Here is a 12899-nt window from a genome sequence, read left to right as displayed (position 1 = left end):
GGAGAAAATCATGAAAAATAAAGCTCTTTCATTGTCCGCACTCGTTCTTGCTACCGGTCTGACTTTGGCCGCATGTTCCAGTGACGATGCAGACACAGACGCCGCAGCAACGACTACCGAAAGCTCTGCTTCTGATTCCACGACCGCATCCAAAGAATCTGCCGCTACGGAAGTAACCCTGGAAGACGGCGTCGTCAAGGCAAAAGCAGCTGATGAGCCAATGACTGCTATTTTTGGGGAACTGACAAATGCTTCCGATAAAGATATCGTGATCGAGAGTTTCACGACGAGCCTGGGTGAAGCGCGCTACGAAATCCACGAGGTCGTGAATGGAGCGATGCGTGAGCGCGAAGAGGAATTGCGCATCCCCGCTGGAGAATCTCATGAACTCAAGCCAGGCGGCGATCACCTCATGATCATGGAATACGACGGGGAAATCGCAGCCGGCGATGAAATCACCGTTACCCTGAAATTGGCTGACGGTAGTGAAATCGAACTTGCACCAGTTCCGGTTCGTACCATTGGCGCCGGCGATGAAGAGTACGGCGACCTCGAGAGCCATGGAGGTCACGCGGGCCACGATCATAACGGCCATGATCACGGCGAGCATGGTGGTCATGATCACGGCGAACACAACTAATGCACAACTAATACCGATAGCTTGTCGTTAGACCGCCATAGACGCGATCGCGGCGCTGGACACGCAATGTCAACGGTAACGGGCAAATTTTTAAGGAGCTAGTTTCGTGGCTGGTTTTTCACGCCGACACTTTCTCGCTGGGCTTGGTACCGGCGCGTCTGCGATCGCATTACAAGGATGTTCCTCCCAGGCTCAACTCGCAAACAACACGGCGTGGGCGGGTTCAGAAAGTCCTTCCGATGCTGTGGCAATGGCTGATGTCAGGCTGCAAAATGCGGTGGTGGCATTCGACGGCACTCACCAGGCGGGGATCAAGGAGCCGCAACAGGCACGTGCCAATCTCGTCGCGTTTGCTCTCAAAGCAGGGGTAGACCGCGAAGGGGTTCGGAGACTGCTCAAATTGTGGACCGAAGACGCCCGACGCTTAACCGCGGGCATCGCACCGCGTGGTACCTTAGAACCCGAATTGCTGAACGTTCCTGGAAATTTAACCATCACGGTTGGATTTGGGCCCGGTTTGTTTACCACGATCGGTGCCGAAGACCAGCGCCCTGAATGGTTGCAGCCGATCCCAGAATTTAGCCGCGATCAACTTGATCCGCACTGGGGCGAAGCTGACCTTTTATTACAGATTGCCTCCGACGAACCGCTCACCGCCACATACGCTCTGCGGCATATGATTCGTTCCGGCGTGGATTACGTCGACGTTGCGTGGTTGCAGCAAGGCTTCAGCCACGCGGATGGAGCCCGTTCTCGGAGCACCACGCCCAGAAATTTATTTGGGCAATTCGACGGCACCGTAAACCCGAGGTCCGAAGAAGAATTCGCCAATCAGGTATTTATTCCGCGTGACTCGTCTGACCCTGATTGGATTCATGGAGGCAGTGCGATGGTGATTCGACGTATCCGTATGAATTTGGATACGTGGGAAAAGCTTGACCGCGGATCACGCGAAAATGCGATGGGCCGCAAACTGGATTCTGGGGCGCCGTTAACCGGAACCGATGAACACGATGATCCCGATTTCACAGCTCGCGATAAATTTGGGCTCCCCGTTATTGATCCGACGAGCCACATGGCGCGCGCACGTAACCCAGATGATAAACCTGGGCAAAAACTTTTGCGTCGTCCATTTAGTTATGACTTGCCGCCTGAACCCGGAGATGAGCAGTTATCGAATTCTGGTCTGATTTTCATCTGCTACCAGCAGGACCCGCGTGAACAATTTATTCCCATTCAACGGCGGCTTGATGAAGTCGACCGCCTTAACGAATGGATTACGCATATTGGGTCGTCGGTGTGGGCTATTCCCCCTGGAACTGATGCAGAAGGTCAGGAACGTGATGAATATTGGGGACAATCGCTGTTAGAAGCGTGAAAGCCTGGTTAAAGGTGTGACTTAGGGCAGTCGAAAATGCGTTTTTTGAGTTATCGGGCCTGGCTGTAACGGAGAAAGACCGAGGCGCTAAAATGGCGAAGTAATCAGTTTCCTCAGGGTGCGGCCAGGTATGCCGCAGTCGATAAGCGCAAAGGAGCGCAAACTTTCATGGTCCATTCACTTGAGCCTTTGGCGAATCCTTCGGAATCTTTCAGCGTCGGTGCAGGAACCCCAGTCGGTGCTGCGATGAAAGAACTGGGGTTTCCCAATAAAGGGCCGGAGGCTGTTGTCTGCGTAAAAGACGCCGAAGGAGTTCTCAAAGACTTAAGTCATGTTCCAGAAACTGCTGGCGAATTTTGGCCAGTCATTGCGGGTTCTGAGGAAGGGCGAGGAGTGATTCGTCACTCGTGCGCCCATGTACTGGCGCAAGCAGTGCAAAAAGAATTCCCAGGGACGAAGTTGGGAATTGGTCCTGCCATTGACAATGGCTTCTACTATGACTTCCAAGTTGCAGAACCATTCACTCCGGAAGATCTCAAAAAGATCGAAAAGCGGATGAAGAAGATCATCAAGACCGGACAACGCTTTGCACGGGGCGTATTTTCTGATTCCGCTGAAGCGGAGACAGCGCTTGCCGACGAGCCATTCAAGTTGGAATTGGTGGCCGACAAAGGAAACGTGGACCCAGACTCCGATGAAGCTACGGAAGTTGGTTCCGGTGAACTGACCTACTATGACAATCTCAACCCTCGGACTGGAGAGGTCGAATGGTCGGATTTGTGTCGCGGTCCACACATTCCCACGACTAAGTACATTCCAGCCTTTAGCCTGACGCGTGCGTCGGCAGCATACTGGCGCGGTGATCAATCCCAGGCTGATTTGCAGCGTGTTTATGGCACTGCCTGGGAATCATCCGAGGCTCTCGAGGCCTACCAGACGATGTTGGAAGAAGCAGAAAAACGTGACCACCGCCGTCTGGGGTCTGAGCTCGACTTGTTTTCTTTCCCGGAAGAGATTGGCTCTGGCTTCCCAGTGTTCCATCCCAATGGTGCTACCGTGCGCATGGAGATGGAAGAATTTTCTCGGCGGCGCCACATCGAGGCGGGATATTCTTTTGTCAACACTCCACACTTGACAAAGGGGGATCTGTTCCGGAAATCCGGCCACCTGGATTTTTACTCTGAAGGTATGTTCCCGCCGATGCAACTCGATGGCGAATATGATGCGGACGGCAATGTAACTAAGCCGGCACAGGATTACTATGCCAAGCCGATGAACTGTCCCATGCATAATTTGATCTTTGCCTCACGGGGCCGGTCCTACCGGGAGTTGCCTCTGCGTCTATTCGAGTTTGGCACGGTCTATCGATACGAAAAATCAGGAGTCGTGCATGGCTTAACCCGGGCTCGTGGTTTCACCCAGGATGACGCGCATATTTACTGCACGGAAGACCAACTTGAGGATGAGCTGCGCAAGGTTATCGATTTTATTATTTCTTTGCTGCGTGATTATGGTCTGGATGATTTCTATCTGGAGCTATCCACCAAAGATCCAAAGAAATTCGTGGGCTCAGACGAGATTTGGGAGCGCTCTACCGCCATTTTGCAGCGGGTAGCTGATTCTTCAGGCCTTAATTTGGTTCCGGATCCGGAAGGTGCTGCTTTCTATGGTCCGAAAATTTCGGTGCAGGCTCGTGATGCCATCGGTCGTACGTGGCAGATGTCGACCGTGCAGCTGGACTTCAACCTGCCGGAACGTTTTGAATTGGAATACACGGCGCCTGATGGCAGCAAGAAGCGTCCCATCATGGTGCACCGCGCCCTGTTTGGTTCAATTGAGCGCTTCTTCGGCGTACTGCTAGAGCACTACGCAGGTGTATTCCCAGCGTGGTTAGCTCCACAGCAAGTAATGGGCATTCCGGTAGCCGACGAATTTGTCCCGCACTTGGAAGAAATCACCGCGCAACTGCGGGCACGAGGTATCCGCGCGGATGTTGATACCTCAGACGATCGTATGCAAAAGAAGATCCGCAACCACACCACGGGCAAGATTCCGTTCATGTTATTGGCTGGTGGACGTGACGTAGAAGCTGGGGCTGTGTCATTCCGTTTCCTCGACGGCACGCAACTGAATGGTGTAGCCGTCGATGATGCGGTGAATTTGATCAGCGACTGGATCAGTCTGCGTCGTAACGAGGCGCCGTCTAAGGAGACCTTTGGAAACCGAGAGTAATGACCAGCGGTGTGGTGACCACAGTGTTGGCGATCCGGACCGTTTGCAGCGATTGTGGGCACCTTATCGAAAGGCCTACATCAAAGAAAAGAGCTCAGAACCTTTTGTGGAGGCGCCGCGGAAATCGGATGAGGATGGCCTGATTATTGCGCGCGGGAGCAAGGTATACGCATTGTTGAACCTGTACCCGTATAACGCAGGGCACATGCTGGTCGTCCCGTACCGGAAAGTAGCGAACCTGGAAGATTTGGATTCCGAGGAATCGACGGAGTTACTCGAGTTCACGCAGATGTCTATTCGGGTATTAAAACGAGTCTCGCGTCCACACGCGGTTAACGTCGGCATGAATCTTGGTGGAGCCAGTGGCGGTAGTGTGCGCGACCATCTGCACATGCATATCGTCCCACGCTGGCAAGGTGATGCCAATTTTCTGACAATAATTGACGGAATTAAGGTGTTACCGGAGCTTTTGGCGGATACGCGCACTATCCTGGCAGAAAGTTGGGCGGAAATTGCCGCGGAAGATTCTGATAACGAGGGAGTGAATAACGCCACCGATGCTTAGCGTTCATGGTCGGAAACCCGCGGCAGTGGTTGTAGAACCGCTCGCCAAATTAGCGATTGCTGCTGGCTTAACCCCAAATATGGTCACCGTCATCGGTGCCGTGGTGACTACCGCGATTGCCGTCGTGTTGATTCCCGCAGGATTTCTATTTTGGGCTGCCATTTTATCCGGGCTGTTCGCAGCGTTCGACATGATTGATGGCACAATGGCACGTCTTAAAGGTGGGGCCTCCGCTTTTGGCGCGACACTCGATGCTACGTGTGACCGCATTACTGATGGCGCACTGTTCGCGGCTATTATTTGGTGGCTGATTTATTCCTATGACGCCCCGAAATCTCTGGTCGTAGCGTCTCTAATTGTCTTAGTATCGTCGCAAGTAATTAGCTACGTCAAAGCTCGCGGTGAAGCCTCTGGCCTGAAGCTGGTTGGGGGTCTTATTGAACGGCCCGAGCGGTTGATTATTTCGTTGGTTGGAATTGGCCTGCAAGGGGTAGGTGTTCCGTACGCGATCGATGTTGCGTTATGGATTTTGGCGGTTGGCTCGTTGTTTACGGTTTACCAGCGTATGGCTATGGCACGTAAACTCGACTCTGCTGCACGAAAGGCCACCACATGAGCATAATTTCCAGACTTGGCACGCGGCTTCCACAGCGCGAAGATATCGTGGCATACGGGTATTTTGCTGGCTGGTCGCTGGTTCGACGGCTACCGTTCTCCCTTAGCCGCAAGGCGTTCGATAAGCTTGCCGACGCTGTCAGCAAGAAAGGAACGGGGCCGGAACAATTACGTAAAAATCTGACCCGCGTCGTCGGCCCGGAGAATGTGACTAAACAACTGGTCCGAGATTCCATGCGCAGCTATTTCCGCTATTGGCTAGAAGCGTTTCGCTTACCCACGATGCAACACGAAGATAACCTTCCACAACGGCTTGCCGACGGTGTATCTGGCCGTGACGCCTTCGATGCCGCATTAGAACGCGGCAAGGGGGTAGTTCTTGCACTGCCACATACCGGAAACTGGGATATGGCTGGTGCGTTTGTCGTGGCGCATTACGGACAGTTTGCTACTGTCGCCGAGCGGGTCAAGCCTGAATCCTTGTTCGATGCGTTTGTGGAGTATCGGAACTCGATGGGCTTTGACGTGATCCCGTTGACCGGAGGGGATCAACCTCCGTTTTCTTACCTGAAACAGGTCCTGCAGGACGGAGGCGTCGTTGCGCTCTTGTGCGAACGAGATTTGAAAAACTCTGGCGTCATTGTCGACTTTTTTGGTGAACCGGCTTCTATGGCGGCCGGGCCAGCTGTGTTAGCGAAAGAAACTGGGGCGACATTATTCGCTGTGCACTCCTGGTTCCAGGGTGCTGACGATGGAGTATCGCCGAACTGGGGCCTTGCTGCGACTCATGAGATTGCGGTTAGTGACGTGCAATCGACGACTCAACGGTTGGCTGATGCTTTAGCAGAAAACATCGCTAGTACCCCGCAAGACTGGCATATGCTGCAACCGATTTGGTTGCGTGACCTTGATCCGGCTCGAATGAGCGAGCAACAACGCGAGGCCTTGCGTGCTTACGAGCAGGCCGAAAACTAGGGCGATTCGCGATGCGCATTGGAATAGTTTGTCCTTATTCTTTCGATGAGCCTGGTGGCGTCCAAGCACATATTTATGACTTGGCGACGATACTGATCACCCGTGGTCATACGGTCCGCGTACTTGGGCCTGCTTCCGACCAGACTGATGTCCCTGATTTTGTGGTCAAGGGGGGTGGCTCAGTTCCGATTCGATACAACGGATCGGTAGCACGTTTGTCCCTTGGACCACACGTTCGTCGAACGGTAAAGAAGTTTCTTCGGGAAGGCGAATTTGATGTCGTGCACATCCACGAGCCAAACTCGCCGAGCTATTCCATGGCGGTTTTGCGCATGGCGCAAGGCCCTATTGTTGCTACGTATCATGCCTCGTCAGACTCGTCGCTGTTGTTGAGAATTTTTAAGCCGGTGCTGCGCCCGTTATTGGACAAAATACGGGCGGGCATTGCAGTTTCGGAGATGGCACGGCGCTGGCAAGTTGAGCAGCTCGGTGGCGATCCCGTGCTGATTCCCAATGGCGTCGATACCTCGGTGTATGCCGCACAACGTGTTCCCTTCCAAGAAAACAGCGGGAAACCGGTGGAGATCGTATTCCTCGGCCGTTTGGATGAATCCCGGAAGGGTCTGGACGTGTTGTTGGAGGCTCTGCACGAACTTGACCGTGATGTTCGAATAACCATTATGGGTGGTGGGCGAAAACGCGAGGCCCCCGGCGTGGACTTCGTGGGACGTGTCAGCGATGCTGAGAAAGCTACTATTTTAGGCCGCGCTGATATTTACGTCGCGCCCAATTTAGGCGGTGAGAGTTTCGGCATCGTATTAGTCGAAGCTATGGCCGCTGGCTGTGCCGTAGTTGCCAGCGATCTCGAAGCTTTTGACGTCGTGTGCGATGCAGCGAGCGATACGCCCGCGGGCGCTTTATTCCGAACCGGTGATAGTTCGGATCTTGCTCGTGTATTGCGGATGCTGGTCGACGATTTCGAGCACCGGAAACGTTTAGTAGAAGCCGGCATCAAGCGTGCCCAAAACTTCGATTGGGACTCTGTTGCCACGCAGGTCGAAACAGTATATGAAACCGTCGTCAATGGTTCGAAGGTGCGCAGCGTTCAATGATTATTGACCTAATACTGGCAATCTTGTTGGTTTGCGTCGTGAGCGCCGTACTGTGGACCTATTTCACAGCTCAACGACTTCATCGCTTGCATATTCGTCTCGATGCGGCACTGCAATCGCTGCAAGCTGCGCTTGATCGTCGTGTAGCTGTGGTTGCCGCTGTGAGTCCACAGTTGGCACCTCAAGCACGAGAAGTGGAATCGATTCGTCTCGTCCACGGACAATTGGCGCCACGGGAGGCTGCCGAGCGGGAATTGTCGGCTGCGATTAACAGAAAATTTGCTGCTGAATGTTCTGCTGATGATTCGCATATAAACGGTGTTGCTGAACATGGGCTAAGCAACCACCAGCCGGAACTCATCGATGCCGATGTACGGGCGGAACTGGCACACCGGTTTTATAACGAGGCAGTGGCGAGTACCCGCGGGCTGCGCCTGCGGCCATTAGTGAAAACTTTCCGCTTAGGCGGCAGGGCGCCGCTACCGGATTTTTTCCAATACACCTCATATTTGAGTGTTTAACTAGCAGTTGTGCGGTAATTATTCGTTGACGATATCTTCCAGTGCGACTGGTGGGCCAAGAAATAGCAAAACGCTGAAAACAACAGCGACCGCAACCATTATTACGATAATGCTGCGGGCAGGGTAGCGCACGGCTTGGTACAAAGCCCAGTCGAATGGTCCTTTCGGGGCAGCAGAGGTGTCTGTATCGCGGAAGCGCCAACCACCGTCGAGAATTCCTCTGTTGTCTGCCCAGGCAGCAAACGGCCACGCCGCAAATGGGATGACTGAAACCATGAGACCGACGAAACCTAGAACTGGACTCCATCGGTTATTGATCCAGATGAGTACGGTCATTACCACGAAGCATAAGAAGCCGAAGCCATGGATACTACCGGTAATAGGTACTACGGCATCAGTGGTTCCGGAATACTTCAAGACCATGCCCAGGATTAACAGCGACCACGTCACCATCTCGAGGATCGCGGCGGTTCGGTGCAGCTTTTGTGGAGTCATAGCCGCAACTCTAGTGCTTCAGCGATGCGTGAGCAGGTTTGGGCGTGACGTCGATTCATCGCACGATGGAGAATGTGCGGTAGGCTTGTAACGTCAATCACTAACCGTCGGCAAGCGAAAGAGACGTAATGAGCACGAATTCGAGCGAGATTGACCGCATCCTTCATGTGAGAGAAATTCCGGAACCGGCATACTCGGCTGGTGTTGTTGATGTAAATAACAATGGCGATGACAATGGCGACGGAGACGAAATACTGAGTGACCGGGAGACCGGGGTTGCGGCGATCCCGAACACGCGCTGGTTTCACGCTTGTAGCGTACCGACAAATTTGGAACGTACCTATGGTGGGCAACTAGTGGCACAAGCCTTAGCCGCAGCCAACGCGACCGTCGACAAGAAAAAACTGCATTCACTGCATACGTATTTTCTCAAAGGAGGCGACGCACAACTAGGGATCGATGTGCAAGTTGAACTCGTGCGTGACGGGCGCAGCTTTGCGAATCGCCGGGTGCGGGTGTTCCAGAATGAGGTAGAAATTTGCCATCTTTCTGTGAGCTACCACCGTAGTGGTGATACCGGGCCATCGTATGGCCATGACATGCCCGCTGTTCCCAAACCCGACACCACGCCGCGAGCGGTTTTCGAAGATTTCAGCAAATCGCACACCTTAGACCACAGTGGTGATTGGGAGGCTCTTGTAGTCCCACAAGAAAAAGTCGGTGATGGTTTCGCACCAGGCAACCGATTGAGTATGTGGATTCGCTATAACGGTGCCATCACCGATGGCGCTAACCACCACGCCGCCGCACTGGGTTATATCTCTGATAGCACGCTGTTATCGAATGCCACCGCGCTTGAACCGGATCGTCATGTACAAATGGCCAGCTTGGATCATTCCATGTGGATATTCGCACCTTTTCGTGTCGACGACTGGCTGTTGTATGACCAATGGTCACCGGCGGCTGGGGCGGGGCGCGGATTCGCGATGGGGCGGTTTTTTACCAGTGATGGACGACTTGTCGCGATGGCCACTCAGGAGGGCTTAGTCCGGGATCACCGGTGATAGCACACGTGCTCGCCAATTAATCTGTATTCACACGTATACTTGAATGCGTTAAAATATCCGGGCATTTTCTCGCTCGGGGTTCATATCGCTTCGTCGTGCGAGTAATGGGTATTCACCACGACGTTGAACCGGCATAAGCAATGCTGTTGAAAGGAATGACATGGCAGGCCACTCAAAATGGGCAAATAACAAACATAAAAAGGCTGCCAACGACGCCAAACGTGGTAAAGAGTTCGCGAAACTGGTCAAGAATATCGAAGTAGCGGCACGTAACGGTGGCGGAGACCCGGCAGCCAACCCGACGCTGGATGACATGATTAAAAAGGCCAAGAAGGCTTCGGTCCCAGCAGATAATATTGAGCGGGCTCGAAAGCGCGGTTCCGGTGAAGAGGCCGGGGGCGCCGATTGGCAATCAATCATGTATGAAGGTTATGCCCCGAATGGTGTGGCAATGCTGATCGAGTGCTTGACGGACAATAAGAATCGCGCAGCTACTGACGTACGAACCGCGATGAGCAAAAATGGTGGCAACCTGGGTGAATCAGGTTCTGTGGCCTATATGTTTAGCCGTACCGGCTATGTTTTGGTGGAAAAGAAAGGTGAGCTTACCGAAGACGACTTGCTGATGGCGGTCTTGGACGCGGGAGCGGAAGAAGTCAAAGACCAAGGCGAGAAGTTTGAAATTATCTGCCAGCCGACGGATATTCCTGCAGTGAGAACTGCTTTGGAAGAAGCCGGCATCGAAGTTGATGATTCGGACCAGGATTTTCGGGCTTCGGTGGACGTACCACTTGGTGTCGAAGGCGCCAAGAAAGTGTTTAAGCTGATCGACGCACTCGAAGACGTCGATGACGTGCAGGATGTTTATACCAACATGACTGTATCGGATGAAGTCTTGGAAGAGCTCAACGCTTAGTCTGTGATGAATTAGTCTGCGATGAATCTTGAAGGACTGCGCGTGATGGGGATTGATCCCGGCCTGACGCGTTGTGGGCTATCGGTCGTGCAGTCCGGTAAAGGGCGAGCGATTTACCCTGTGTCGGTCGGGGTAATCCGTACACCCAGTGATGCACCGTTGACCGAGCGCTTATTGCGTATTTCCCATGCCGTGCGCGAGTGGATAGATGATTATCAACCCGATGTCGTCGCGATCGAGCGTCTATTCGAACGCGGTAACGTGTCTACGGTGATCCATACTGCGCACGCTGTTGGTGTGTTAATGCTCGCTGCAGCCGAACGCGGGTTGCCGGTCGATATGTACACCCCATCCGAAGTGAAAAAAGCGATCAGCGGTAACGGTCGGGCGGACAAAAAGCAGATGACGGCAATGGTGACTCGGATCCTGGGGCTGTCTGAGCCGCCAAAGCCTGCAGATGCTGCCGACGCATTGGCGCTAGCGATTTGCCATTGCTGGCGCGCACCTGCGTTAGCTCAGCAGGAACAATTGCTCAAAAAATCGCTAGAGAAAGGCTCTTAGTTTATGATCGCCTCGTTACGTGGGACAGTGATTGATATCGGCCTTAATGCTGCGGTTTTGGAATGCGCAGGCGTTGGCTACCGTGTTATTGCGACACCGCGCACATTGGGAATATTGCGTCGTGGTGAAGAAGCATTCATTTTGACCACGTTGGCGGTAAAAGAAGACTCGATGACCCTCTACGGGTTTACTGATTCTGGGGACCAAGAAATGTTCACGGTTCTCCAGAGCGTGTCTGGGTTTGGTCCGAAACTAGCGATGACGTCGCTGTCGGTCATGAACGCAGAAGAGCTAGCGACGGCGATTTCTGCTGGAGAAGCGAAAACCTTGCAACGTATACCCGGTATTGGCAAACGCGTCGCCGAGCGATTGATCGTCGAACTGAAAGATAAGGTTGCACAATTGCAGCCATCCAATACAGGAACTGATGCTGTCGGCACAGAACACGGGCCTGCTGGAGTTGCTGGCAAGCCTTCAGCTGCGTTATCGGAACAGGTAGTTGCTGCATTAATCGGACTTGGTTTCAGTGAGAAACAAGCAACGGCGGCGGTGGATAAGGTGGTTGCGCAACACCCAGATGCAGATTCATCCCGTGTCTTGCGTGCTGCTTTGGCAGAACTGGGACCGAAGAAATAACGCTGGATAGAGCTGGTAGAAATGTCAGATTTGGAGAGAACTGAATTCGAACTGCCGAAAGATTATGCAGCCACCACCGGTGGTCGTGCATCTGGAGCCCAGAGTGCTGGTGGCAGACCAATTGGTGCTGAGGTTGATCCTCAGCGACAGATTGGTGAACAGGATTTTGAACGGTCTTTACGCCCGAAAAGTCTGCAGGAATTCATAGGGCAGCCAAAAGTACGGCAGCAGCTTTCCCTGGTATTGGAAGGTGCGCGGGGTCGTAATGTGACTCCAGATCACGTGTTGTTATCCGGCCCGCCGGGGCTTGGTAAGACGACAATGGCGATGATTATTGCGGGTGAACTCGGTTCCAGTTTGCGCATGACATCCGGGCCAGCCTTAGAGCGCGCGGGCGATTTGGCCGCGATGTTATCGAACCTCATTGAAGGAGACGTGCTGTTTATCGATGAGATTCATCGCATGGCACGTTCGGCCGAAGAAATGTTGTATATGGCTATGGAGGATTTCCGCATCGACGTTATCGTCGGCAAGGGGCCTGGAGCAACCTCGATCCCGTTGGAAATTCCACCATTCACACTGGTTGGCGCCACTACACGCGCAGGAATGCTGACGGGTCCGTTGCGTGATCGTTTCGGTTTCAACGCGCAGATGGAGTTCTATGACACCGAAGATTTGACAGAAGTTATCGAACGCACCGCACACATCTTGCACGTTGATATTGACCACGATGCCGCCGTTGAGATTGGTTCGCGTTCCAGGGGAACTCCCCGCATCGCCAATAGGCTTTTGCGCAGGGTGCGAGACTTTGCCGACGTGCATGGCCCCGGCAGGATTGATCTCCGCTCTGCTCAGGGAGCGCTAGATGTTTTCGATGTCGATGAACTTGGGCTTGACCGGCTCGACCGGGCTGTGCTCTCGGCATTGGTGAAGGGGCATGGAGGCGGACCAGTAGGGGTCAACACCCTGGCAGTGGCAGTTGGTGAGGAATCTGCCACGGTCGAAGAAGTCTGTGAGCCCTACTTGGTTCGCGCTGGTTTATTGGCGCGAACTGGCAGGGGCAGGGTCGCTACTGCACGGGCCTGGCGCCACCTGGGGTTGGAAGCGCCGGAAAGTGCACCTGGACAATACGAAGATTAGCGTCACTATTCGTCGGTGCGCTTTATATTTTCATTAGCTCCGACGG

General features: G+C 53.5%; 14 protein-coding genes. 13 read left to right on the top strand and 1 reads right to left on the bottom strand.

The features are described 5' to 3' along the window. Window positions 1–10 precede the first annotated feature (10 nt). From B142_RS0100960 to B142_RS0100925, 8 genes are all read left to right on the top strand, one after another. Window positions 11–640, top strand: coding sequence for a copper chaperone PCu(A)C (locus B142_RS0100960; protein ID WP_018119669.1), 630 nt, complete (start codon window positions 11–13; stop codon window positions 638–640). 106 nt (window positions 641–746) lie between these two features. Then, window positions 747–2018 carry a Dyp-type peroxidase gene (locus B142_RS0100955; RefSeq protein WP_026167720.1) on the top strand — a complete coding sequence of 424 codons (1272 nt, stop codon included), beginning with the start codon at window positions 747–749 and terminating at the stop codon, window positions 2016–2018. 168 nt (window positions 2019–2186) lie between these two features. Next, window positions 2187–4250 (top strand): threonine--tRNA ligase, encoded by a 2064-nt coding sequence (gene thrS / locus B142_RS0100950; protein ID WP_018119667.1) that lies wholly within the window; start codon window positions 2187–2189, stop codon window positions 4248–4250. Next, a complete protein-coding gene (locus B142_RS0100945; RefSeq protein WP_018119666.1) occupies window positions 4234–4815 on the top strand; it encodes an HIT family protein in 582 nt (193 codons plus the stop codon). Before thrS ends, B142_RS0100945 begins: the two co-directional genes overlap by 17 nt. Continuing rightward, the gene (pgsA, locus tag B142_RS0100940) at window positions 4808–5431 is read left to right on the top strand and encodes a phosphatidylinositol phosphate synthase (RefSeq protein WP_026167719.1); all 624 of its coding nucleotides are present in this window, start codon (window positions 4808–4810) and stop codon (window positions 5429–5431) included. The genes B142_RS0100945 and pgsA overlap by 8 nt, the downstream gene beginning before the upstream one ends. Beyond that, a complete protein-coding gene (locus B142_RS0100935; protein ID WP_018119664.1) occupies window positions 5428–6405 on the top strand; it encodes a phosphatidylinositol mannoside acyltransferase in 978 nt (325 codons plus the stop codon). The genes pgsA and B142_RS0100935 overlap by 4 nt, the downstream gene beginning before the upstream one ends. Window positions 6406–6416: 11 nt before the next feature. Then, complete coding sequence (locus B142_RS0100930; RefSeq protein ID WP_018119663.1) at window positions 6417–7517, top strand: glycosyltransferase family 4 protein; 1101 nt, start codon at window positions 6417–6419, stop codon at window positions 7515–7517. Continuing rightward, entirely contained in the window at window positions 7514–8038 is a 525-nt protein-coding gene (locus B142_RS0100925; RefSeq protein ID WP_018119662.1) for a hypothetical protein, read from the top strand. The genes B142_RS0100930 and B142_RS0100925 overlap by 4 nt, the downstream gene beginning before the upstream one ends. A gap of 18 nt (window positions 8039–8056) precedes the next feature. Here B142_RS0100925 and B142_RS0100920 read toward each other — a convergent pair whose 3' ends face one another. Beyond that, window positions 8057–8533 carry a DUF3817 domain-containing protein gene (locus tag B142_RS0100920; protein ID WP_018119661.1) on the bottom strand — a complete coding sequence of 159 codons (477 nt, stop codon included), beginning with the start codon at window positions 8531–8533 and terminating at the stop codon, window positions 8057–8059. A gap of 128 nt (window positions 8534–8661) precedes the next feature. Between B142_RS0100920 and B142_RS0100915 the strand changes: the two genes are divergently transcribed. The 5 genes from B142_RS0100915 to ruvB all read left to right on the top strand — a co-directional run bounded on the left by B142_RS0100915 (window position 8662) and on the right by ruvB (window position 12853). Further along, window positions 8662–9597 carry an acyl-CoA thioesterase gene (locus tag B142_RS0100915; RefSeq protein WP_018119660.1) on the top strand — a complete coding sequence of 312 codons (936 nt, stop codon included), beginning with the start codon at window positions 8662–8664 and terminating at the stop codon, window positions 9595–9597. 163 nt (window positions 9598–9760) lie between these two features. Next, the gene (locus B142_RS0100910) at window positions 9761–10516 is read left to right on the top strand and encodes a YebC/PmpR family DNA-binding transcriptional regulator (protein WP_018119659.1); all 756 of its coding nucleotides are present in this window, start codon (window positions 9761–9763) and stop codon (window positions 10514–10516) included. A gap of 21 nt (window positions 10517–10537) precedes the next feature. Continuing rightward, on the top strand, window positions 10538–11077 hold the full coding sequence (ruvC, locus tag B142_RS0100905) for a crossover junction endodeoxyribonuclease RuvC (protein ID WP_018119658.1): 540 nt from the start codon (window positions 10538–10540) through the stop codon (window positions 11075–11077). 3 nt (window positions 11078–11080) lie between these two features. Further along, window positions 11081–11713: a Holliday junction branch migration protein RuvA gene (gene ruvA, locus B142_RS0100900; protein WP_018119657.1), complete on the top strand. Its 633-nt coding sequence runs from the start codon at window positions 11081–11083 to the stop codon at window positions 11711–11713. Window positions 11714–11734: 21 nt separating this feature from the next. Next, a complete protein-coding gene (gene ruvB / locus B142_RS0100895) occupies window positions 11735–12853 on the top strand; it encodes a Holliday junction branch migration DNA helicase RuvB (protein WP_018119656.1) in 1119 nt (372 codons plus the stop codon). Window positions 12854–12899: the final 46 nt, after the last annotated feature.

The organism is Corynebacterium propinquum DSM 44285, assembly GCF_000375525.1.
GTDB classification, from domain to species: Bacteria; Actinomycetota; Actinomycetes; order Mycobacteriales; family Mycobacteriaceae; genus Corynebacterium; species Corynebacterium propinquum.
This window is presented reverse-complemented; position numbering and strand designations above follow the sequence as displayed.

Coding starts and splice junctions, on each gene's coding strand:
- pgsA (WP_026167719.1), top strand. CDS start 4,808: ATGCTTAGCGTTCATGGTCGGAAACCCGCGGCAGTGGTTGTAGAACCG.
- B142_RS0100915 (WP_018119660.1), top strand. CDS start 8,662: ATGAGCACGAATTCGAGCGAGATTGACCGCATCCTTCATGTGAGAGAA.
- ruvC (WP_018119658.1), top strand. CDS start 10,538: ATGAATCTTGAAGGACTGCGCGTGATGGGGATTGATCCCGGCCTGACG.
- B142_RS0100960 (WP_018119669.1), top strand. CDS start 11: ATGAAAAATAAAGCTCTTTCATTGTCCGCACTCGTTCTTGCTACCGGT.
- B142_RS0100925 (WP_018119662.1), top strand. CDS start 7,514: ATGATTATTGACCTAATACTGGCAATCTTGTTGGTTTGCGTCGTGAGC.
- B142_RS0100935 (WP_018119664.1), top strand. CDS start 5,428: ATGAGCATAATTTCCAGACTTGGCACGCGGCTTCCACAGCGCGAAGAT.
- B142_RS0100920 (WP_018119661.1), bottom strand. CDS start 8,533: ATGACTCCACAAAAGCTGCACCGAACCGCCGCGATCCTCGAGATGGTG.
- B142_RS0100930 (WP_018119663.1), top strand. CDS start 6,417: ATGCGCATTGGAATAGTTTGTCCTTATTCTTTCGATGAGCCTGGTGGC.
- B142_RS0100910 (WP_018119659.1), top strand. CDS start 9,761: ATGGCAGGCCACTCAAAATGGGCAAATAACAAACATAAAAAGGCTGCC.
- thrS (WP_018119667.1), top strand. CDS start 2,187: ATGGTCCATTCACTTGAGCCTTTGGCGAATCCTTCGGAATCTTTCAGC.
- ruvA (WP_018119657.1), top strand. CDS start 11,081: ATGATCGCCTCGTTACGTGGGACAGTGATTGATATCGGCCTTAATGCT.
- ruvB (WP_018119656.1), top strand. CDS start 11,735: ATGTCAGATTTGGAGAGAACTGAATTCGAACTGCCGAAAGATTATGCA.